The 25,462-nt window shown below is 71.0% G+C and carries 1 protein-coding gene; it reads left to right on the top strand.

What is annotated here, in order from left to right; translation table 11 throughout:
• The first annotated feature begins 43 nt into the window (after window positions 1-43).
• Entirely contained in the window at window positions 44-25,426 is a 25,383-nt protein-coding gene (locus ACGFN2_RS06635) for a type I polyketide synthase (RefSeq protein WP_393358049.1), read from the top strand.
• Window positions 25,427-25,462 lie beyond the last annotated feature (36 nt).

The following is a 25,462-nucleotide window of genomic DNA, read 5'->3' as shown; positions in this document are numbered from 1 at the left end:
CTGGTGAACCGTTCCGGTCTACAACGTATGGGGCAAGTTCCACATGGCGAATGAAGAACGGCTTCGGGACTACCTCAAGTGGGTCACCGCGGACCTGCATGAGACCCGTCGGCGCCTGCAGGAGCTGGAATCGCAGCAGCAGGAGCCGGTCGCAATCGTCGGAATGAGCTGCCGCCTTCCCGGGGGTGTGCGGTCGCCGGAGGAGTTCTGGCGCCTGCTGCACAGCGGGGAGGACGCCATCTCCGAGTGGCCGCAGGACCGCGGCTGGGATGCCGATGCGCTGTACGACCCGGAGGCGGGCGGATCGGGCACCAGCTACTCGTGCAAGGGCGGCTTCGTCTACGAGGCCACCGAATTCGACCCCGGCTTCTTCGGGATCTCGCCGCGCGAAGCGCTCGCGATGGACCCGCAGCAGCGACTGCTGCTCGAAGCGTCCTGGGAGGCCTTCGAGGGCGCCGGAATCGACCCCCTCGGCCTGCGGGGAAGCCGCAGCGGTGTGTTCGTCGGGGCCAGCGGCCAGGAATACGGTGCCGGCCTTCGCGATGTCCCCGACGATGTGCGGGGCCATCTCCTGACGGGCAACTCGACCTCGGTCGTGTCGGGTCGTGTCGCGTACACACTGGGACTTGAGGGCCCTGCCGTGACCGTGGACACGGCCTGCTCCTCCTCCCTGGTCGCGCTGCACCTGGCGTCACAGGCCCTCCGGTCCGGCGAATGCACGCTCGCGCTGGCGGGCGGGGTGACGGTGATGGCCACCCCCGGGGCGTTCATCGAGTTCAGCCGGCAGCGCGGCCTTGCCGCCGACGGCCGCTGCAAGGCGTTCGCGGAGTCCGCGGACGGCACGGGGTGGGCCGAGGGCGTCGGCATGCTGGTACTGGAGCGCCTGTCGGACGCCCGGCGGAACGGCCACCGGGTGCTGGCGGTCGTGCGCGGCAGTGCCGTGAATCAGGACGGTGCGTCCAACGGTCTGACGGCGCCGAATGGTCCTTCGCAGCAGCGGGTGATCCGGCAGGCACTGGCCGGTGCGGGACTCGCGCCGTCGGATGTGGACGCGGTAGAGGCGCACGGTACGGGGACGTCGCTGGGCGACCCGATAGAAGCGCAGGCGCTGCTCGCGACGTACGGCCAGGACAGGGCCGCCGACCGGCCGTTGTGGCTGGGCTCGGTGAAGTCGAACATCGGACACACCCAGGCGGCCGCGGGTGTGGCGGGTGTCATCAAGATGGTGCTGGCTCTGCAGCACGGCGTCCTCCCCCAGACCCTGCACGCCGATGAGCCGTCGTCACACGTCGACTGGTCGTCCGGCAACGTACGACTGCTGACCGAGGCCCTCGGGTGGCCGGAGAACGGGCGACCGGGGCGCGGGGCGGTCTCCGCCTTCGGTGTCAGTGGCACCAACGCGCACGCGGTGATCGAGCAGGCACCCGAGGCGGAGCCCGCGCCCGAAGAAGGGCCGCAGGACGGCACGGCCGCGTCAGCGCGGCTGCCGATCGTGCCCTGGGTCCTCTCGGCGCGCGGTGACTCCGCCCTCCGCGAGCAGGCCAGAAGGCTGCTCTCACACGTCGAGGCCCACCCCGGGTACGACATACGCGACCTCGCCCGCTCGCTCGCCTCGACCCGCGCCGCGCTGGAGAACCGTGCCGTCGTCCTCGGCAGCAGCCGCGCGGAACTGGTCGCGGCACTAGACGCCCTCGCCCGTGACGAGTACGCCGAAGGCACCGTGCGGGGCACGGACCTGCCCGGCGCGAAGACGGCCTTTCTGCTCGCGGGACAGGGCTCCCAACGCCTGGGAATGGGGCGTGAGTTGTATGACGCATTCCCGGCGTTCGCGGACGCTTTTGACGCGGTGTGTGCGTGCTTCGAGGGCGAGTTGGGGGCGCGGCTGCGGGATGTCGTGTTCGGTGACGATGCCGAGGCGCTGAGTCGGACGGAGTTCACTCAGCCGGCCTTGTTCGCCGTGGAGGTGGCGCTGTTCCGGTTGGTGGAGTCGTTCGGCGTGCGGCCGGATTTCCTGGTGGGGCATTCCATCGGTGAGCTGGTGGCTGCGCATGTGGCGGGCGTGCTGTCGTTGGACGACGCGTGCCGGCTGGTGGCGGCGCGTGGGCGGTTGATGCAGGCGCTGCCGACGGGCGGCGCGATGGTGTCCCTCCAAGCCGCCGAGGACGAGGTACGTCCGCTGCTGGAGGGCCGCGAGGAGCAGGTGAGTATCGCCGCGGTGAATGGTCCGCAGGCGGTCGTGATCTCCGGCGCGGAGTCCGCCGTGACGGAGATCGCCGGGCGTTTTGAGTCCGAGGGCCGGAAGGTGAAGCGGCTCCAGGTGAGTCACGCCTTCCACTCCCCGCTGATGGAGCCGATGCTCGACGAGTTCCGTGCCGTCGCGGAGAGCATCACGTACGAGCAGCCGCGCATCCCCGTGGTCTCGAATGTCACCGGTGAACTCGCCACGGTGGAGCAGCTGACCTCCCCCGACTACTGGGTGCGACATGTCCGCGAGGCGGTCCGCTTCGCGGACGGTATCCGCTGGCTGGAGGAGCACAGCGTCGCCCGCTATCTCGAAATAGGGCCCGACGGCACGCTCACCGCGATGGCTCAGATGTGTGTGGAGGGCCCCGCGCACCTGGCGGTTCCCGCGTTGCGAAGGGACCGTTCCGAGGCACAGCACGTGGTGACGGCTCTTGCGCAGCTGCACGCGCACGGCGCCGTACTCGACTGGGCCGCGCTGCTGCCCGGGACACGCCCCGTCGATCTGCCGACCTATCCCTTTCAGCGTCAGCGCTACTGGCTGGCGGCGACGGGTACGGAGACGGAGACGGAGGGGGCCGCGTCCCCCGCGATCGAGGGAGTCGACGCGCAGCTCTGGGACGTGATCGAGCGTGGTGATGCGGCAGCGGCGGCCGGGGAACTGGCGATCGCCGGTGATGCCTCGTGGGCGGAGGCGCGCACTGCGCTGACGTCGTGGCGGCGGCAGCGGCGTGAGCGGTCGGTGGTGGACGGCTGGCGCTATCGGGTGGAGTGGAAGCCGCTCGCTGCGCGGTCCGGCGGGGTGCCGGACGGTCGCTGGCTCGCGGTGGTGGCTGCGGGGGACGCGTACGCCGAGGCCGTGGTGGAGGGTCTGGCGGAGTGTGGTGTGCGGGTTGAGCGGGTGGAGTGTGGCGCGGGGGAGTGGGGCCGGGGTGTGCTCGCCGCGCGGGTGCGTGAGGTGGCTGGTGCGGAGCCGTTCGCCGGTGTGTTGGTGGTGGGTGCCGGGAACGCCGTGCGTACTGCGGTGGTGGTGCAGGCGTTGGGGGACGCCGCTGTGGGTGGGCGTGTGTGGGTGGTGACGCGGGGGGCTGTTTCGATCGGTCGGTCGGATGGTGGGCCCGATCCGGTGCAGGCGGCGGTGTGGGGTGTGGGCCGGGTGGCGGCGCTGGAGCATCCGGATCGTTGGGGTGGCCTGGTGGACATGCCGGAGGCGGTGGATCGTAGGGCGCTCGACCGCCTGGTTGGGGTGCTTGCCGATGGTGGTGAGGATCAGGTGGCGGTGCGTGCGTCGGGGGTGTTCGGGCGTCGGCTGGCACACGCTCCGGCTCCCGCGTCCGATGACGCGGTCGAGGGTTGGCGGCCGCGTGGGACGGTGCTGATCACGGGTGGTACGGGTGCGTTGGGTGCCCGGGTGGCGCGCTGGGTGGCCGAACGCGGTGCCGAGCATGTGGTCCTGACGAGCCGTCGTGGCCCGGAGGCGCCTGGTGCGGCCGACCTGGAGGCGGAGCTGTCCGCCCTCGGTGTACGGGTGACGGTGGCGGCCTGCGATGTCGCAGATCCGGACGCGGTCGAGGCACTGCTCTCCGAGCATCCCGTGGACGCCGTCTTCCACGCCGCCGCTGTACTCGACGACGGCGTTCTCGACTCCCTCACACCCGAACGGTTCGCCGCCGTCCTGCGGGCCAAGGCCGATTCGGCCGCCAACCTGCACGAGGCGACTCGCGGTCGTGACCTGTCGGCCTTTGTCCTGTTCTCGTCCGTCGCCGGCACCATCGGTGCCGCCGGCCAGGCCAACTATGCGGCGGCCAATGCCTACTTGGATGCCCTTGCCGAGCGGCGGGTGGGCGAAGGGCTTGCCGCGACGTCCCTTGCCTGGGGGCCCTGGGGCGAGACGGGCATGGCGAGTGATGAGTCGATGGCCCGGCGGATGCGCCGGGGCGGAGTGTCCCCGCTGCAGCCGGACCTCGCCGTCGAGGCCATGGGGAGCGCGATCCGCTCCGGTGCACCCGGTCTGGTGATCGCCGACATCACCTGGACGGACTTCCGTGCCGCCTTCGCCGCGGTCCGGCCGAGCCCGCTGATCGGCGATCTTCCGGAGATGCGTGCCGCGGTCGAGCAGACCACAGAGACGGGCGGCGACGACCCCCGGTCCGAGCTGCACCGGCAGCTCGCGGGCCTGGAGCCGGCCGAGCAGGAGCGCGTACTCACCGATCTCGTCCGGTCCTACGCCGCCGGGGTGCTGCATTACGCGGGCCCGGCTGACGTCCCGCCGAACCGGTCCTTCCGGGACCTCGGTGTCGACTCCTTGCTCGCCGTGGAGCTGCGGAACGCCCTGAGCCTGGCATGCGGGATCACGCTGAGCGCAACGGTGGTCTTCGACTATCCGACCCCGACAGCACTGGCCGGCCTTCTGCGCACCAGGATCGCGCCGGTCCAGCACGACATCGAGCAGTCACCGGCGACTCTCTCCGCGGCTGACGGTGACCCCCTTGCCATCGTGGGCATGAACTGCCGCTTCCCGGGTGGTGTTGACTCTCCGGAGGCTTTCTGGAAGCTGCTGTCGGATGGTGCGGATACCGTGGGCGCGTTCCCGGCTGACCGCGGCTGGGACCTGGACACGGTCTACGATCCCGACCCCGAACACCTGGGGACCACGTACGTCAAGGTCGGTGGATTCCTCAAGAACGTCGACCAGTTCGACCCGGTCTTCTTCGGGATGAGTCCCCGGGAAGCGGTGGCGACCGATCCGCAGCAGCGTCTGTTGCTGGAAGTGTCCTGGGAGGCGCTGGAGCGGGCCGGCATCGACCCGCATTCCGTGCGGGGCAGCCGTGCGGGTGTGTTCGTGGGCACGAACGGTCAGGACTATCCGGCGCTGTTGGCCGGTTCCCCGGACGACTTCGACGGTTACATCGGTACGGGAAATGCCGCGAGTGTGGTGTCCGGGCGTGTGGCCTACACGCTCGGCCTGGAGGGCCCGGCGGTGACCGTGGATACGGCGTGCTCCTCGTCGCTGGTGGCCCTGCACTGGGCGGCGCAGGCGCTGCGTTCCGGTGAGTGTGACCTGGCGCTGGTGGGCGGTGTGACGGTGATGTCGACGCCCGGGGCGTTCGTGGAATTCAGCCGGCAGCGCGGACTCGCTCCGGACGGCCGGTGCAAGGCGTTCGCCGCCGGCGCCGACGGGACCGGCTGGGGTGAGGGCGTTGGGGTGCTGGTCGTGGAGCGGCTGTCGGACGCCCGGCGCAACGGTCATCGGGTACTGGCTGTCGTGGCTGGTTCCGCGGTGAATCAGGATGGCGCGTCGAACGGTCTGACGGCGCCCAACGGCCCGTCCCAGCAGCGGGTGATCCGGCAGGCACTGGCCAGTGCAGGCCTGGCGGCCTCGGAGGTGGATGCGGTCGAGGCGCACGGCACGGGAACGGCACTCGGTGACCCCATTGAGGCACAGGCACTCCTGGCCACCTATGGCCAGGACCGGGCCGAGGACCGGCCGTTGTGGCTGGGGTCGGTGAAGTCGAACATTGGCCACACCCAGGCGGCTGCGGGTGTGGCGGGTGTGATCAAGATGGTGCTGGCGCTCCAGCACGGTGTGCTGCCGCGGACCCTGCACGTGGACGCCCCCTCACCTCACGTGGACTGGTCGGAGGGCAACGTACGGCTGCTCACGAAGCCGGTCGCCTGGCCGCTCCACGACGAAGCGGCAGCCCATGTCTGTCGAGCAGGTGTGTCCTCGTTCGGCATCAGCGGCACCAACGCACACGTGGTCCTCGAAAGCGCCCCCGAGCCGCAAGCCACCACCGAGGTCGTCCCGGCCGCCGTGTCTGGACGGCTCTCCCTCACACCGCTGGTGCTCGCGGCACGTACCGAGCCCGCCCTCCGCGCACAGGCGGCTCGCCTGCGCGCGGCCTACGAGGCCGACCCCGCACTCGACCCGGCGGACCTGGGCTACTCCCTCGCCACCACCCGCTCCACGCGCTTCGACCACCGCGCGGTGGTACTGGCGGACGACCCCGCATCGGTACTCCAGCGCCTGGCCGCGCTCGCCGACGGCCTCCGGACCCCCGGTGTCATAAAGGGGTCCCCGGCCGACGGCCGACTGGCTCTGCTGTTCGCGGGCCAGGGTGCGCAACGCCTCGGAATGGGAAGGGAGTTGTACGAGACCTTCCCGGTCTTCGCGGATGCGTTTGATGCGGTGTGTGCGCACTTCGACGGTGAGTTGGCGGCGCCGCTGCGGAGTGTGGTGTTCGGTGACGAGGCGCTTGCCGAGGCGGATACGGAGACGGTGCACCGGACCGGTTTCACTCAGCCGGCGCTGTTCGCGGTGGAGGTGGCGCTGTTCCGGCTCGTCGAGTCGTTCGGCATCCGCCCCGACTACCTCATGGGGCATTCCGTTGGTGAGTTGGTGGCTGCGTATGTGGCGGGGGTGTGGTCGCTGGAGGATGCGTGTCGTGTGGTGGCGGCGCGTGGGCGGTTGATGCAGGCGTTGCCGGTGGGTGGGGCGATGGTGTCGCTTCAGGCGTCGGAGGCGGAGGTGTTGCCGCTGCTGGAGGGCCTGGAGCAGCGGGTGAGTGTTGCTGCGGTGAATGGTCCGCAGTCGGTGGTGGTTTCGGGTGACGAGTCGGCTGTTGCCGAGATCGCCGGGTGCTTTGAATCCGAGGGTCGGAAGGTGAAGCGGCTCCAGGTCAGCCATGCCTTCCACTCCCCGCTGATGGAACCGATGTTGGAGGAGTTCCGGGCGGTTCTGGAGAGTGTGGTGTACGCGGAGCCGCGTATCCCGGTGGTCTCGAATGTGACCGGTGAGTTCGCTGCGGCGGAGGAGCTGGCCTCTGCTGACTACTGGGTGCGCCATGTGCGTGAGGCGGTCCGTTTCGCTGACGGTGTGCGGTGGCTGGAGGTGCACGGGGCGACCCGGTTCCTGGAGATCGGGCCGGACGGCTCCCAGACCGCCATGGCACAGCTCTGCCTTTCGGCATCCGATCACTGTCTGCTTCCCGCGATGCGCAAGGACCGCTCCGAGGACGAGGCCCTGCTGACCGCCGTATCGCATGCGTTCGTGCTCGGCATGGACGTGGAGTGGCGTACGTGCTTCTCCGGGGCGCGGCAGGTCGATCTGCCCACCTACGCGTTCCAGCGTGAGCGCTACTGGCCGACGCCAGCACCTCATGCCGACCCCAGTGAGAACTGGCGGTATCGGGTGGAGTGGAAGCCGTTGGCGGCGCGGTCCGGTGGGGTGCCGGATGGTCGTTGGCTTGCGGTGGTGGCTGCGGGGGATGCGTTTGCCGGGGCTGTGGTGGAGGGGCTGGCGGCGTGTGGTGTGGCGGTTGAGCGGGTGGAGTGTGGTGCGGGGGAGTGGGACCGGGGGCTGTTGGCTGAGCGGGTGGGTGCGGTGGCTGGTGTGGAGTCGTTTGCCGGTGTGTTGGTGGTGGGTGTGGGGGATGTGGTGCGGGCTGCTGTGGTGGTGCAGGCATTGGGGGATGTGGGTGTGGGTGGGCGTGTGTGGGTGGTGACGCGGGGGGCTGTGTCGATCGGTGGGTCGGATGCTGGGCCCGATCCGGTGCAGGCGGCGGTGTGGGGTTTGGGTCGGGTGGCTGCTTTGGAGTTGCCGGACCGTTGGGGTGGCCTGGTGGACCTTCCGGAGGCGGTGGATCGTAGGGCGTTTGGCCGCCTGGTTGGGGTTCTCGCTGATGGTGGCGAGGATCAGGTGGCGGTGCGGGCGTCGGGAGTGTTTGGACGGCGGCTGGTGCACGCCCCGGCTCCGGTCGGTGATGCGGCTGATGGATGGCGGCCGCGTGGGACGGTGCTGATCACGGGGGGTACGGGTGCGTTGGGTGCTCGTGTGGCGCGTTGGGCGGCTGAGCGGGGTGCCGAGCATCTCGTTCTGACGAGTCGTCGGGGTCTTGCGGCGCCTGGTGCGGCCGACCTGGAGGCGGAGCTGTCCGCCCTCGGGGTGCGGGTGACGGTGGCGGCCTGTGATGTGGCCGATCGTGGTGCGGTTGAGCAGTTGTTGTCCGGGTGTGCGGTGGATGCCGTGGTTCATGCGGCGGGTGTGGTGGATTCCGTCCCGTTGTGTGAGGCGGATGCGGAGCATTTCGCTGACGTGATGAGGGCGAAGGTTGCCGGTGCCGTGGTGCTGGACGAGGCCTTGCACGATCGTGAGTTGGATGCGTTTGTGGTGTTCTCGTCGATTGCTGGTGTGTGGGGCAGTGGTGGCCAGGGGGCGTATGCGGCGGGGAATGCGTTTGTTGAGGGGTTGGTGGCGGCGCGTCGTGCCCGGGGTGCGGTCGGTTGCGCGGTGGCGTGGGGCCCGTGGGCCGGCGGCGGCATGGCCGGCACAGAGGGCGCGGAGGAGCATCTGCTGCGTCGCGGGCTGAAGGCGTTGGACCCGGCGTTGGCGGTGTCAGCGTTGGAGAGGGCAGTGGGCGAGGCTTCGGTAGTGGTCGCCGATGTGGAGTGGCAACGCTTTGTCCCCGCGTTCACCAGCGCTCGCCCGAGCCCACTGCTGGAGGACCTCCCGGAGGTACGGGCGGCGTTGGCTTCCGGTGCCGGTGGCGAGGGTTCCGGTGTCGGGGTGGTGCGGGAGCATTTGGCGGGACTGTCGGTTGTGGAGCGGGAGCGGGCGCTGCTGGAGTTGGTGCGTACCCACGCCGCGGCAGTCCTCGGCTACACCACATCTGCCGGCCTCGAAAGCGGCGGCACCTTCCGTGACTTGGGCTTCGACTCGCTCACTGCCGTCGAGCTGCGCAACGGACTGAATGCCGAGACCGGTCTGCGGCTTCCCGCCACCCTGGTCTTCGACTACCCGACGCCGGTCGACCTGGCGCGTTTTCTGGAGGGTGAGCTGTTCGGGGCGGCGTCGGGTGTGGCGTCCGACCTGCCGGTGAGGGCTTCCACGTCGGACGATCCGGTGGTCATCGTCGGGATGAGCTGCCGGCTTCCCGGGGGTGTGGCCAGTCCCGAGGACCTGTGGCGGCTGGTGGCCGGAGCCGAAGACGCCATCTCCGGATTCCCCACGGACCGTGGCTGGAATCTCGAATCCCTCTTCGGGAACGACGACGACCAGGCAGGCGGGAGCCGCACGCAGTCGGGCGGTTTCCTGCGTGATGCCGCCCAGTTCGATCCGGCGTTCTTCGGTATCAGCCCACGTGAAGCGGTCGCGATCGACCCGCAGCAGCGGCTGCTGCTGGAAACCTCCTGGGAAGCTCTCGAACGCTCTGGCGTGAGCCCCACTTCGGTCAAGGGCAGCCGAACGGGTGTCTTTGTCGGGGCCAGTGCATCGGGCTACGGGGCCGGGCTGCGGGAGGCTCCGGAAGGCCTCGGGGGGCACTTGCTCACCGGAAGCTCGGGCGCCGTGGTGTCGGGCCGGGTGTCGTATGCGCTGGGTCTTGAGGGACCTGCGGTGACGGTGGACACGGCGTGTTCTTCGTCGCTGGTCGCCCTGCACCTGGCGGCGCAGTCCCTGCGCTCGGGCGAATGCGACCTCGCCCTCGCCGGTGGTGTGACGGTCATGGGTAACCCCGGAGCCTTCGTCGAGTTCAGTCTCCAGGGCGGTCTCGCTGCTGATGGCCGGTGCAAGGCGTTCTCGGACGCTGCGGATGGCACCGGTTGGGCCGAGGGCGCTGGTGTGCTGGTGGTGGAGCGGCTGTCGGATGCCCGGCGGAACGGTCATCGGGTGTTGGCCGTGGTGCGTGGCAGTGCGGTGAATCAGGATGGCGCGTCGAACGGTCTGACGGCGCCGAATGGTCCTTCTCAGCAGCGGGTGATCCGGCAGGCGCTGGCCAGTGCGGGGCTGTCGGCGTCGGATGTGGACGCGGTCGAGGCGCATGGCACGGGGACGTCGCTGGGCGACCCGATCGAGGCGCAGGCGCTGATTGCGACGTACGGCCAGGGCCGAGACGCCGACCGGCCGTTGTGGTTGGGTTCGGTGAAGTCGAACATCGGGCACACGCAGGCGGCTGCGGGTGCGGCCGGTGTGATCAAGATGGTGCTGGCGCTCCAGCACGGCGTCCTTCCGCAGACTCTGCACGCCGATGAGCCGTCGTCACACGTCGACTGGTCGGCCGGCAACGTACGACTGCTGACCGAAGCCATGGGATGGCCGGAGAGCGGCCGACCGGGGCGGGGGGCGGTTTCTGCCTTTGGCGTCAGCGGGACCAATGCCCATGTGGTGATCGAGCAGGCTCCGGTGAAAGAGGGTTCGGAGGCCGGCCCGGTGGGTGTGGTCGGGGGTGTGGTGCCGTGGGTGGTGTCGGCGCGGAGCCGGGAGGGGCTGCGGGCGCAGGCGCAGCGGTTGCTGGCGCATGTGGAGGAGGCGCGGCCTGAACTCGGTCTGCCGGAGGTCGGGTTCGCCCTGGCCACGACACGTGCGGCGTTTGAACACCGGGCCGTCGTCCTCGGCACCGAGCGCGCGGAACTCCTCAATGGCCTTACCGCTGTGGCAGAGGGAACTGCTGCAGTCCATGCGGTAACGGGTACGGGTGCGGTGGACGCCGGAGGTCGGCTGGCTCTGCTCTTCACTGGGCAGGGTGCGCAGCGGCTGGGAATGGGAAGGGAGTTGTACGAGTCGTTCCCTGTCTTCGCGGATGCCTTTGATGCGGTGTGTGCGCACTTCGATGGTGAGTTGGTGTCGCCGTTGCGGGGTGTGGTGTTCGGTTCGGATGAGGGCCAGGATGAGGGCTCGGATGTGGAGCGGCTGAACCGGACCGGCTTCACTCAGCCGGCGTTGTTCGCGGTGGAGGTGGCGCTGTTCCGGCTCTTCGAGTCGCTCGGTGTGCGGCCCGACTACGTCATGGGTCATTCCATCGGCGAGTTGGTGGCTGCTCACGTGGCGGGGGTGTGGTCGCTGGAGGATGCCTGCCGTTTGGTGGCTGCCCGTGGGCGGTTGATGCAGGCTCTTCCGACTGACGGGGCCATGGTCTCCCTCCAGGCCGCCGAGGATGAGGTACTTCCGCTGCTGGCGGGCCATGAGCAGCAGGTGAGCATCGCCGCGGTGAACGGTCCGAACTCGGTCGTCATAGCCGGTGAGGAGGCCGTGGTCGCGGACGTCGCCGGGCGTTTCGAGTCGGAGGGCCGGAAGGTGAAGCGGCTCCAGGTGAGTCATGCTTTCCACTCGCCGCTGATGGAGCCGATGCTCGCGGAGTTCCGTGCCGTCGCGGAAAGCGTGTCGTACGAGGAACCCCGCATCCCGGTGGTCTCAAACGTGACCGGCACTCTCGCCACGGCAGCGGAACTGACGTCACCCGAATACTGGGTGCGCCATGTCCGTGAAGCCGTCCGGTTCGCTGACGGCATCCGGTGGCTGGAGGAGCACGAGGTCACCCGTTTCCTGGAGGTCGGCCCGGACGGCACCCTGACCGCCATGGCGCAGGGGTGCCTCGACGGTGACGTGGATGCGGATCAGGTCCTCATCCCTGCTCTGCGTGGCGATGACCGTGGTGAGGTGTCCGCGGTGCTGTCGGCCGCCGGGCGGGCGTACGTCCACGGCATCGCCATCGACTGGCAGGCGTTCTTCCCTGCCCCTGCCCCTGCCACCGCTGCCCCCGCCCCCACGCCCGTCGACCTGCCCACCTACGCCTTCCAGCACCAGCGCTACTGGCTGGAGATACCGTCCACCACCGCGGACGCCTCGTCGATAGGCCTTGCCGCCGCCGGACACCCGCTCCTGGGCGCGACGGTGTCACTGGCCGGTGGCCACGAGGTGGTGTTGACCGGGCGACTCTCCCCCCGGACACAGCCGTGGCTCGCCGAGCACCAGGTGGCGGGCGCGATCGTCGTACCGAGTACGGCGCTCCTGGAGCTTGCGGTGCGCGCAGGGGACGAGGTCGGCTGCTCTCACATCCGCGAACTCGCCCTCGAAGCACCGCTTGTGCTCGCCCAGGACGGTGCGGTGCAACTGCAATTGCGCATCGAGGACCCGGACGCTTCCGGTGACCGGGCACTTGGCGTGTACGCGCGTCCTGCGGAGGCATCGGCCGATGCGCCTTGGTCGCGGCATGCGAGCGGCGTCCTGGCGGAGAGCGGTTCGTCGCAGCCTTTCGACTTCGCGGAATGGCCGCCTGCCGGCGCGGAGCCCGTGGACATCGACGACCTGTACGACGGGCTGGCGGCGGCCGGGTTCGCATACGGCTCGACCTTCCGTGGCGTGCGAAGCGTCTGGCAGGCCACCGACGGGGTGTATGCCGAGGTCGAGCTGCCGGAGGCCGGGGCCGGGACCGAGGGGTTCTCTCTCCACCCGGCGCTGTCGGACGCGGCGCTCCATCCCCTCGGCCTCGGCGCGCTGGAGGGTGTGGCGACGGAGACCATGCTGTTCGCGTGGCGTGGGGTGTCCTTGCAGGCCACCGGCGCGACCGCACTGCGCATCCGACTGACCCGCCGCGGACCTGACGAGGTGTCCCTCCAGGCAGCCGATGGCTCCGGGCAGCCGGTGCTCGCGGTCGACTCGATGCTGATGCGCAAGACCGGCGAGCTGCGGGACCACCGGACACCCGCGCTCCCGGCCTCGCTGCTCCGTCTCCACTGGGCGCCGATCGACGTGCAGGCCGTGCAAGCCATAGCGGATGCCCATACGTCGCGGATGACCGTAGTAAGGAGCGACCGCTGGGGCTTGGCCGACACGTTGGGCACCACCACAGCCGAGGCCGCCGACCCCACGGCTCCTGCCGATTCCCCGACTGCCGACACGGTGTTCGTGACCAGTGTCGCCACCGCGGCCGAAGCGCACAGCACCCTCACGGCACTGGGCGACCGACTGGCCCAGGAGCCGGCGGCCCGTCTGGTGTGCGTCACCCGGGGCGCCGTTGCCATCGGTGACGAGGCACCGGACGCGGAGGCCACCGCCCTCTGGCACGAGCTCCGCGTTGTCCAGGCCGAACACCCCGGCCGGATAGTCCTCGTGGACATCGACGACGAACTCGACTCCCTCCGTGTGCTGCCCGCCGCGGTTGCCACGGGCGAGTCCGAGATCGCTGTTCGTGGGGGTGAGGTGTCGGCGGCGCGGCTGGTGAGGTGTGCGCCGACCGCCCTCACCGCGCTGGATGTGAATCCCGGCGGAACGGTCCTGGTCACCGGCCCGTTCGCCGGGCAGTTCGCCGCCGCCCTTGAGGTCGAGGCCCAGGTTGAGACCGTTGCTTACCAGGACCAGGACCAGGAAGACGGAGAAGACGGAGAAGACAAAAAAGACGGAGAAGGCGACCAGACCCCGACCCCCCTGGAGTCGACCATCGCCGCGCTCCAGGCGACCGCACGACCCATCAGCGCCATCCTCCACACCGCCGATCTCAGCCGCAGCCGCGACATAGACACGGCAGAGCGCCTCGACGAGCTGACCCGCGGGACCGACGGAGACGGTGCGCCGCCCGCGTTCGTTCTCATCGGCGTCGGTCCGGCCGACGCTCCGGCGGGCGGGCGGCTGGCCGCGCTCGCTCACCGGCGTGCCGCCGCCGGGCTGCCCGCCCTGGCACTGCTGCCGCCGCCCGGTGCCGGTACTCCGGGGCTTTCCGCGGTGCCGGCCGAGGAGATCGCGACGCTGGTGGGTGCCGCTCAGGCGACGGGCCGGAGCGTGCTGCTGCCCGCGCGGGTGGACCGCGCCGCACTGCGCGGCTCCCCGGCCCCGCTGCCGGCGGTCCTCAGCGCCTTGGTGCAGGGCTCCGGGCGGCGGATTGCCACACGTGCGCAGGCGACGGCAGCCTCCGGCCTGGCGCGGCAGCTCGCCGGGAAGGGGACGGCCGAGCGCGGCCGAGTGCTGCTGACGCTCGTGCGTACCCAAATCGCCCATGTCCTCGGCTATGCCGGCCCCGACGAGGTCGAGCCCTCCCGGAGCTTCACCGACCTCGGATTCACCTCCCTCACCGCCGTCGAGCTGCGCAACCAGCTCAGGGAAGCGACGGGTATGGCGTTGCCCGCCACGCTCGTGTTCGACTACCCGACCCCGGTGGCACTCGCCCGCTACATGGACGGCGAACTCACGGGAGACGCGGGCGACTTGGTGCCCACGTCGTCCGGTGTGCCCGTCGACGACGACCCCATCGCCATCGTCGGGATGAGCTGCCGCTACCCGGGCGGCATCCGTACCCCCGAGGAGCTGTGGGAGCTGGTCGCCGCGGGTGGCGACGGGATCTCCCCGTTCCCCGACGACCGTGGCTGGGACCTCGCCGGCCTGTACCACCCGGACCCGGACCACCCGGGCACCTGCTACACCCGCGAAGGCGGCTTCCTGCACGACGCCAGCCACTTCGACCCGGGCTTCTTCGGCATCAGCCCCCGCGAGGCGCTGTCGATGGACCCGCAGCAGCGGCTGCTCCTCGAAACGTCGTGGGAGGCCCTGGAACGCTCCGGGATCGACCCCGCGGCCGCCCGCGGCACCCTCACCGGTGTCTTCGCGGGTGTCACCTACCAGGACTACATCGGCATCCTCGGCGGAGCGCAGGAGAGCTTCGAGGGATACATCGGCACCGGGAACTCGCCCAGCGTGCTGTCCGGGCGGATCGCCTACACCCTCGGCCTCGAAGGGCCGGCCGTCAGCGTCGACACCGCCTGCTCCTCGTCCCTGGTGGCCCTGCATCTGGCCGTCCAGTCGCTCCGTCAGGGTGAGTGCGATCTCGCGCTCGCCGGCGGTGTGACGGTGATGTCCACCCCCGGCTCGCTCATCGAGTTCAGCAGGCAGCGGGCGCTCGCCGAGGACGGCCGCTGCAAGCCGTTCTCGGCCGACGCCGACGGCGCGAGCTGGGCCGAGGGCGTCGGCATGGTGGCCGTCGAGCGGCTGTCCGACGCCCGGCGCAACGGGCATCCCGTACTGGCCGTCATCCGCGGCAGCGCCCTCAACCAGGACGGTGCCTCGAACGGCCTGACCGCGCCCAACGGCCCGTCCCAGCAGCGCGTCATCCGGCGGGCACTGGCCGCCGCCGGGCTCGGCCCGCAGCAGGTGGACGCCGTCGAGGCGCACGGCACGGGCACCACACTCGGCGACCCGATCGAAGCCCAGGCCCTGATCGCCGCCTACGGGCAGGACCGCGACGACGACCGCCCGCTGTGGCTCGGCTCGCTCAAGTCGAACATCGGACACAGCCAGGCCGCCGCCGGCGTGGGCGGCGTCATCAAGATGGTCATGGCGCTGCGCAACGGGCTGCTGCCCCGGACGCTGCACGCCGACGAGCCCAGCCCGCACGTCGACTGGGCGGCGGGCAACGTACGGCTGCTCAACGAGGCTGTCGCGTGGCCGGACGCGGCCGAGCCCCGCCGGGCCGGTGTCTCCTCGTTCGGGATGAGCGGCACCAACGCGCACGTCATCGTCGAGGAGGCACCCCGGCAGCGGACGCGTCCGGACACCTCCGCGGCAACCGCGCTCCCCGTCGTGCCGGTGCCCCTGTCGGCGCGTACCGAGGACGCGCTGCGCGACCAGGCCGCACGGCTGCGTTCCCACCTGCTCGCCCGGCCGGACGACTGCGACCTCGCCGGGCTCGGCTTCTCGCTCGCCACCACGCGCTCCGCCTTCGAGCACCGGGCGGTGCTCGTCGCGGCCGACCGGGACGACCTCGACCGCGGCCTGCGCGAGATCGCCGAGGGCACGATGGTCTCCGACGTGCCCCGCGGCGTCGCCCGCGACGGCAGTGCCCGCCCCGTCCTGGTCTTCCCCGGCCAGGGCAGCCAGTGGGCGGGCATGGCACGCGAACTGCTCGACAGCTCACCGGTGTTCGCCGATCGAGTGGCCGACTGCGCACGCGCCCTCGCCCCCTTCGTCGACTGGTCACTGACGGCCGTCCTGCGCGGCGACGCCGACGCACCGGACCTCGAACGGGTCGACGTCATCCAGCCCGCACTGTGGGCCGTCATGGTGTCGCTCGCCGAGCTGTGGCGCTCATACGGAGTGGAGCCCGACGCGGTCGTCGGACACAGCCAGGGGGAGATCGCCGCCGCCTGCGTCGCCGGGGCGCTGACCCTGGACGACGGGGCGCGCGTGGTGGCCCTGCGCAGCCTGGCCCTGACCGCCGTCACGGGAAGCGGCGGCATGATGTCCGTCCAGCTGCCCGCCGAAGCGGTGCGTGCGCGCCTCGGGCCGTGGGGCGAGCGGCTGTCCGTCGCCGCCGTGAACGGCCCCGCGTCCGTCGTCGTCTCCGGCGCCGCGGACGCGCTCGACGAGCTGTTCGCCGCGCTGACCGCGGACGGCGTGCAGGCCCGCAAGGTCTCCGTCGACTACGGCTCCCACTCGGCGCAGGTCGAGCCGGTGCGGGCCCAGGTGCTCGACGCACTCGACGGCATCGGCCCGGCCGCCGCCACCATCCCCTTCTTCTCGACCGTCACCGGCCAGTGGCAGGACACCACCGGCCTCGACGCCGACTACTGGTACACGAACCTGCGGCAGACCGTGCGGTTCGAGGATGCCATCCGCGGTCTGGTGGCCGCGGGACACCGTGCCTTCATCGAGGTCAGCCCGCATCCCGTGCTGTCCGGCGGGCTCCGCGACTGCGTGGACGCACTCGGCACGGACGCTGCCGTGCTCGGCACCCTGCGGCGGGACGACGGCGGCCTCCGCCGGCTCCTCACCTCCCTCGCCGAAGCACATGCGCAGGGCGTGACCGTCGACTGGACCGCCGTCCACGCGAGCACCGGCGCCCGCCGCGTCGACCTGCCGACCTACGCCTTCCAGCGTGCGCGGTACTGGCCCCAGGCACGCGAACTGGCGGCCGCCGACGGCCAGGAGAAGCCGCTGTCCGACGCCGTCGAGGCGAAGTTCTGGGAGAGCGTCGAACAGGAGGACCTCCAGGCCCTCGCCGACACCCTCGCCCTGGACGGCAACGAGCCGCTGAGCGCCGTACTGCCCGCCCTGTCGTCGTGGCGCAGGAACAGCCGCGAAAGGTCCACCGTCGACAACTGGCGCTACACCGTGCGCTGGTCGCCGCTCGCCGAGCGCACCGCCGCCGCCCTGCACGGCACCTGGCTGCTGGTCGCCCCGGCGGCGGAAACCGCCGATGACCGGGTGGCCGCCGTACAGGAAGCGCTCACCGCACACGGCGCCCGGGTGCGCCTCGTGCAGCTGCCCGCCGAGGACGGCTCCTGCCGTGAGCGGACCGCGGGCCGGCTGCGTGAGGCGCTCGACGGCGGCGACCTCACCGGAGTGCTGTCGCTGCTCCCGCTGGACGAGCGCGCCCATCCCGCCCACCCCGCCGTCCCCGTGGGACTGGCCGGGACCCTGTCCCTCCTCCAGGCACTCGGCGACCTGGGCATCGAGGCACCCCTGTGGTGCACCACCCGCGGGGCGGTCGCCATCGGCCGCTCCGAGTCCGTCACCCACACCCACCAGGCCCTGGTCTGGGGCATGGGCCGGGTCGCCGCCCTGGAACACTCCGACCGCTGGGGAGGCCTTCTCGACCTGCCCGAGACGCTCGACAGGCGGGCCGCTGACCGGCTCTGTGCCCTGCTCGCGAGCCCGGACGGCGAGGACCAGATCGCCCTGCGCGCCTCCGGAGCCTACGGCCGCCGCCTGGTACGCGCCCCGCTCGCCGGCACACCCGCACGGCGCACCTGGCGGCCCCGCGGCACCGTCCTCGTCACCGGCGGCACCGGAGCCGTCGGCGGCCACATCGCCCGCTGGCTGGCCCGCCAGGGCGCCGAGCATCTGCTGCTCACCAGCCGCCGCGGCTCCGAGGCACCCGGCGCAGCGGAACTCAAGGCCGAACTCACCGCGCTCGGCTCCCGCGTCACCCTCGCCGCCTGCGACGTCGCCGACCGCGAGGCGCTGCACGACCTGCTGGCAGCCGTGCCCGAGGAGTACCCCCTCGACGCGGTCATGCATGTCGCGGGTTCGCTGGACGACGGCGTGATCGACTCCCTCGACCCCGGCCGGATGGACACCGTGCTGCGCGCCAAGGTCACCGCGGCGCTCAACCTCGACGATCTGACCCGGGAACGCGAGCTGTCCGCGTTCGTGCTGTTCTCCTCCACGTCCGGCACCATCAGCGGCCCCGGCCTCGGCAACTACGCCCCCGGCAACGCCTTCCTCGACGCACTCGCCGACCGGCGCCGCGCCGAAGGACTCCCCGCCACCGCCGTCGCCTGGGGCCACTGGTCCGGAGACGGAATGGGCGAGGGCGCCGTCGGCGACCGGCTCCGGCGCTACGGCGTCTACGACATGCAGCCCGAACTCGCCTGCGGAGCACTCCAGCAGGCCCTGGACCACGACGAGACCTACATCTCCGTCACCGACCTCGGCTGGGACAAGTTCACCCCCGCCTTCACCGCCTCCCGGCCCAGCGCACTGCTGCGCGACCTGCCGGATGCGCAACGCTTCCTGGACACGGCACAGGAGAGCGACGACACCGGCTCGGACGCCGCCAAGCTGCTCCAGCACCTCGCGGGACTCGCCGAGTCCGAACGCGCCGGCATGATCCTGGACGTCGTCCGCAGCTATGTCGCCACCGTGCTCGGCTACGCCGGCCCCTCGGCGGTCGATCCCGAACGGGCCTTCAGCGACCTCGGTTTCGACTCGCTCAGCGCCGTCGAGCTGCGCAACGGCATGAACGGCATCACCGGTCTGCGGCTGCCCGCCACCCTCGTCTTCGACTACCCGACCTGCGCGGTACTCGCGGACTTCCTGCTGGCCGAACTGTCCGACACGACAGCCCACGACGGAGCCGCGACGGCATCGGCCACCGTGCCGGCCACCGCGCCCGCAGGACAGCCGGAGCATGACGAGCCGGTGGCGATCGTGGCGATGAGCTGCCGGTTCCCCGGTGGTGTGGCGTCGCCGGAGGAGCTGTGGGGCTTGCTGGCCGAGGGCGGGGACGGTGTGGTGCCGTTCCCGGAGGATCGTGGCTGGGATGTCGAGGGGCTGTACGACCCGGAGCCGGGCCGTCCCGGGAAGGTCTCCACACGCGAGGGCGGGTTCCTGCCGGGAGTGGATGAGTTCGACCCGGGCTTCTTCGGGATCTCGCCGCGGGAGGCGGTGGCCATGGACCCGCAGCAGCGGCTGCTGCTGGAGACGTCATGGGAGGCGTTCGAACGGGCCGGGATCGACCCGACCTCGCTGCGCGGCAGCCGCACCGGCGTCTTCGCCGGCACCAACGGCCAGGACTACACCGGGTTGTTGGTGGCCTCCGGAGAGGAGGACTTGGGCGGCTACATCGGTACGGGTAATGCGGCGAGTGTGGTGTCGGGGCGGTTGTCGTATGTGTTTGGTCTTGAGGGGCCTGCGGTGACGGTGGATACGGCGTGTTCGGCGTCGTTGGTGGCGTTGCATTTGGCGGTGCAGTCGTTGCGTGCGGGTGAGTGTGATCTGGCGTTGGCGGGTGGTGTGACGGTGATGTCGACGCCGGGGTTGTTTGTGGATTTCAGTCGGCAGCGGGGGTTGGCTGCTGATGGTCGGTGCAAGGCGTTCTCGGATGCTGCGGATGGTGCGGGGTTCTCCGAGGGTGTGGGTGTGCTGGTGGTGGAGCGGTTGTCGGATGCCCGGCGGAAGGGTCACCGGGTGCTGGCGGTCGTACGCGGCAGCGCCGTGAACCAGGACGGCGCCTCCAACGGTCTGACGGCGCCGAATGGTCCTTCGCAGCAGCGGGTGATCCGGCAGGCGTTGGCCGGTGCGGGGCTCTCGTCCTCCGACGTGGATGTGGTGGAGGCGCATGGTACGGGGACGTCGCTGGGTGACCCGATTGAGGCGCAGGCGCTGATTGCGACGTATGGCCAGGGCCGGGAGGCCGATCGGCCGTTGTGGCTGGGGTCGGTGAAGTCGAACCTTGGGCATACGCAGGCGGCTGCGGGTGTGGCGGGTGTGATCAAGATGGTGCTGGCGTTGCAGCATGGTGTTCTGCCGCGGACGCTGCATGTGGATGAGCCGTCGTCGCATGTGGAGTGGTCGGCGGGGGAGGTGCGGCTGCTGACGGAGGCGGTGGAGTGGCCCGAGTCGGAGCGGCCTCGGCGGGCCGGCGTGTCCTCGTTCGGCATCAGCGGCACCAACGCCCACACCATCCTGGAGGAAGCCCCGTCCACGGAACCCGGTACCTCACCCGCGCCTGCGGAAGAGGACGCCGAGGGAGCCCGGACGTCTACGGAGTCCTCTCCCGTCCCCTGGGTGATCACAGGTAAGACCAGGTCCGCGCTCCGCGCACAGGCCGCACGGCTGCTCGCACACATGGAGACCTTCCCGGCTCTGCGCACTGCCGATGTGGGCCTGTCGCTGGCCACCACGCGCTCGGTCATGGAGCACCGGGCCGTGGTTCTCGGTTCGGACCGGGACGAGCTGCTCGGAGGCCTGGCTGCCGTGGCGGCTGACGGTCCCTCTCCGCATGCCGTCACGGGGGCCGTCCGGACGGCCGGCCGACTGGCTCTGCTCTTCACGGGGCAGGGTGCGCAGCGGCTGGGGATGGGCCGGGAGTTGTACGAGTCGTTCCCTGTCTTCGCGGATGCCTTTGATGCGGTGTGTGCGCACTTCGATGGTGAGTTGGTGTCGCCGTTGCGGGGTGTGGTGTTCGGTTCGGATGAGGGCCAGGATGAGGGCTCGGATGTGGAGCGGCTGAACCGGACCGGCTTCACTCAGCCGGCGTTGTTCGCGGTGGAAGTGGCGCTGTTCCGGCTCTTCGAGTCGCTCGGTGTGCGGCCCGACTACGTCATGGGTCATTCGATCGGTGAGTTGGTGGCTGCCCATGTGGCGGGCGTCCTGTCTCTGGAGGATGCCTGTCGTTTGGTGGCGGCGCGTGGCCGCTTGATGCAGGCTCTCCCGGCCGGTGGCGCCATGGTTTCCCTGCAAGCCGCTGAGGCCGAGGTACTTCCGCTGCTGGAAGGCCTAGAGCAGCAGGTGAGTATCGCCGCGGTGAACGGTCCGAACTCGGTCGTCATAGCCGGTGAGGAGTCCGTGGTCGCGGACGTCGCCGGGCGTTTTGAGTCCGAGGGGCGGAAGGTGAAGCGGCTCCAGGTGAGTCATGCTTTCCACTCGCCGCTGATGGAGCCGATGCTCGATGAGTTCCGTGCCGTCGCGGAAAGTGTGTCGTACGAGGAACCCTGCATCCCGGTGGTCTCGAACGTCACCGGCGAACTCGCCACGGCAGCGGAACTGACCTCCCCCGAATACTGGGTGCGCCATGTCCGTGAAGCTGTCCGCTTCGCCGACGGGGTCCGGTGGCTGGAGGAGCACGAGGTCACCCGTTTCCTGGAGATCGGGCCGGACGGCACGCTGACCGCCATGGCACAGAGCTGCCTCGACGAACCCGGCCACCTCCTCGTCCCCGCGCTGCGGAAGGACCGTCCGGAGGTGTCCGGCCTGCTCGCCGCCCTCGCCCAGATGTTCACCGCCGGGACACCGCTGACCTGGGAGGCCGCCTTCAAGGGCGGCAACGCCCGGCGCGTCGGTCTGCCGACCTACGCGTTCCAGCGGCACCGCTACTGGCCCAAGCCGCCCGTCATGCCGACCGGGGACATCAGCTCGGCGGGGCTCGGTTCGGCCGACCATCCCCTGCTCGGTGCGGCGGTCGAAGTGGCCGGTTCCGATGCCTTCCTCTTCACCGGCAGGCTCTCGCTGCGCACCCACCCGTGGCTCGCCGACCACGCGGTGACCGGGACCGTTCTGTTCCCCGGTACGGGCTTCCTCGAACTGGCCGTACGCGCGGCCGACGAGGTGGGCTGCGACCGGGTGGAGGAGTTCACCATCGCCGCGCCGCTCGTCCTGCCGGAGCGCGGGGCGGTGCAGTTGCAGCTGGCGGTGGAGGCGCCGGACGAGTCCGGGCGGCGGACGCTGAACCTGTTCTCCCGGCCGGAGGACGACCTCGGCGAACAGCCGTGGGTGCGTAACGCCAGCGGTGTGGTGTCCTCCGGGGCGGCCGCGGACCAGGGCGAGCCGTACGACTTCACGGTCTGGCCCCCGCCCAGCGCCGAGGCCACCTCGGTCGACGACTTCTACGGCCGGTTCGCCGAGGCCGGATTCGCCTACGGCCCGGTCTTCCGCGGACTCAAGGCCGTCTGGCAGCGCGGCGACGAGATCTTCGCCGAGGTCGGACTGCCGGAGGACCACCACGGGCCGGCCGGAGCCTTCGGGCTGCATCCCGCGCTGCTCGACTCCGCACTGCACGCGATGATGTTCGTGTCCATGGAGGATGTCGGCCGGGGACGGCTGCCGTTCTCCTGGAACGGCGTCTCCCTGCGCGCCGCCGGAGCCACCGCCCTGCGGGTCCGCCTGGTCCAGTCCGGGCCCGAGTCGGTCTCCCTCGAACTGGCCGACCCCGCAGGAGGCGCGGTCGCCTCCATCGAGTCCCTGACGCTCCGTCAGGTATCCGGTGGGCAGGTGAGCGGCGGCGCGGCCTACCACGACGCGCTGTTCCAGGTGGACTGGAACACCGTGCCGATGCCCACCGCACCGTCCGGCGAGCGGTGGGCGGTCGTCGGGGACATGGCGCCGGCCGTTGCCCTGGACGGCACCGGCGTACGGGTGGAAGCGACGGACAGCCTGACCGACCTGGCCGATGAGGTCCCCGCCGTGGTGCTGGTCAGCGCCACCAGGACGACGGACCCGTCGGACGCTGCCGCCGGGGCGCACACCGCTGCCCACGACACGCTCGCACTGCTCCAGACGTGGCTGGCCGACGAGCGCTTCGCCGCCTCCCGGCTGGTCATCCTCGCGCACGGCGCGGTGAGCACCTCGGACGCGGACCACCCGGACCCGGCGCAGGCCGCGGTCTGGGGCCTGGTGCGGGCAGCCGCGGTGGAGAACCCGGGACGGTTCACGCTCCTCGACCTCGACGGCACGGCGGCCTCGGCCGCGGCCGTGCCCGGCGCCCTCGCGAGCGGCGAGCCCGAGGCCGCGCTACGGGCGGGAACGCTGCACGTACCGCGGCTGGCCCGGGTCTCGACCGCGGACGCGCTGCGCCGGCCCGACACGGACGGGGACGCCTGGCGGCTCGACATCGCCGAGAAGGGCACCCTGGACAATCTGCTGCTGGCCGAATGCCCGGACGCAGAAGCCGAGTTGGCGGCCGGACAGGTGCGCATCGGGGTGCGTGCGGCAGGTGTCAACTTCCGCGATGTGCTCAACGCGCTGGGGATGTACCCCGGCGAGGCCGGCGCACTCGGCAGTGAGGGCGCCGGAGTGGTGCTGGAGGTCGGACCCGGAGTAACGGACCTGCAACCGGGTGACCGGGTGATGGGTATGTTCTTCGGCGCCTTCGGCCCGCTCGCGGTGGCCGACCGCCGACTGCTGGCCCGCATCCCCGAGGGCTGGTCCTTCGCGCAGGCCGCCTCGGTACCCGTCGTGTTCCTGACGGCGTACTACGCGCTGGTGGAACTCGGTGCGGTGCAGGCGGGCGAGTCGGTGTTGGTGCACTCCGCCGCGGGTGGTGTCGGTATGGCCGCGGTGCAGTTGGCGCGGCATCTGGGGGCGGAGGTGTTCGGTACGGCGAGTCCGGGGAAGTGGGAGACGCTGCGCGGTTCGGGTCTGGACGAGGCGCATATCGCTTCGTCGCGTGATCTGGACTTCGAGCGGTCGTTCCTGGCGGCGACCGGTGGCCGGGGTGTGGATGTGGTGCTGGACTCCCTGGCGCGGGAGTTCGTGGATGCCTCGTTGCGGTTGTTGCCGCGCGGTGGGCGGTTCCTGGAGATGGGGAAGACCGATGTCCGTGACGCGTGGGAGGTCGCGGCCGCGCACGAGGGCGTGCGATACCGGGCGTTCGATCTCTGGGAGGCAGGCCCCGAGCGGATCGGGGAGATGCTGACCGCGCTTCTCGACCTCTTCGAGCAGGGCGCCTTGCAGCCCCTGCCCGTGACGGCCTGGGACGTACGCAGAGCACCGGAAGCCTTCCGGTACCTCAGCCAGGCCCGGCACGTCGGCAAGGTCGTGCTGACCGTGCCGGCTCCCCTCGACCCGCAGGGCACGGCGCTGGTGACCGGTGGCACGGGCGGTCTGGGCGCGCTGGTGGCCCGGCACCTGGTGACCGAGCACGGGGTCCGGCATCTGCTGCTGTCCAGTCGCCGGGGGCCGCAGACTCCGGGCGTCGACGCGCTGCGCGAGGAACTCACCGCCCTCGGCGCCGAGGTCACCGTCGCCGCCTGCGACAGCGCCGACCGTGAGGCACTGCGCGACCTGCTGGCCTCCGTACCGCCGCAGCACCCGCTCACCGCGGTCGTGCACACGGCCGGAGTGCTCGACGACGGCATCCTGTCCTCGCTGACACCGCAGAGGCTGGACACGGTGCTCGCTCCGAAGGCGGACGCGGTCAGCAACCTGCACGAGCTGACCCGGCACGAGGACCTGGCGGCGTTCGTCGTCTTCTCCTCCGTGGCGGGGACGTTCGGCAGTGCCGGACAGGCCAACTACGCGGCGGCGAACGCCTTCGTGGACGCGCTGGCCTGCCGGCGCGGTGGACTGGGGCTCCCCGCACAGTCACTGGCGTGGGGCGCCTGGGCTCCCGGCGTCGGCATGACGGGCGAGCTGAGCGAGGCCGATCTGCAGCGCATGGCACGCGGCGGCATGCTCGCGCTCACCCCGGAACAGGGGCTCGGTCTCCTCGACACCGCACGGGACCTGGCCCGGCCGCTGCTGCTGCCGATGAACCTCGACACGGCGCCCCTGCGCGCCCACCCCGAGGCCGTACCGCCGCTGCTGCGCGGCCTGGTCCGGGCACCGGCCCGCCACCAGACCGCGGCCGCCGCGGCGGCGAAGGGAACGGAGGCGGCGCAGGATCTCGCGGCGCGCCTGGCCGCACTGCCTCCGGCGGACCGCGAACAGTATCTGCTCGACCTGGTCTGCACACAGGTGGCCCTCGTCCTCGGACACGGAGCCGCCGAGGACATCGAACCCGACCAGGCCTTCAAGGAACTGGGCTTCGACTCGCTGACGGCGGTGGAACTCCGCAACCACCTCAACGCGGCGACACAGCTGAGGCTGCCTGCCACCCTCGTCTTCGACTACCCGACACCGCTCGTCCTGGTGCGCCATGTCCTGGACGAGATCGACCTGCCCGAGATCTCGGGTGCGCAGCCGGTCCTCGGCGAGCTCACCCGGCTGGAGGCGGCGCTGGCCGGGGCCACGGTCGGGGACGAGGAACGGGCCGAGATCGCCGGCCGGCTGCGGGCACTGGCCGCGCACTGGCAGGGCGACGGCGAGCAGGCGCAAGGCGCGGGTCCGTACGCGGAAAACGATGAGGAAGACGGGGAGCTGGCATCGGCCTCGACCGCCGGTGAGCTGTTCGACCTCATCGACAAGGAACTGGGAACGTCGTGACCGGACGCGGGGAACCGCTCGGCTTTGCTCAAGGAT

The sequence above is a fragment of the Streptomyces sp. NPDC048612 genome, assembly GCF_043199295.1.
Classification (GTDB): domain Bacteria; phylum Actinomycetota; class Actinomycetes; order Streptomycetales; family Streptomycetaceae; genus Streptomyces.
Note: the sequence above shows the minus strand (reverse complement) of the source record. Positions and strands in the feature narration are given on the sequence as shown.

Excerpts from the sequence above, each read along its gene's own strand:
- ACGFN2_RS06635 (WP_393358049.1), top strand. The coding sequence starts at position 44 with ATGGCGAATGAAGAACGGCTTCGGGACTACCTCAAGTGGGTCACCGCG.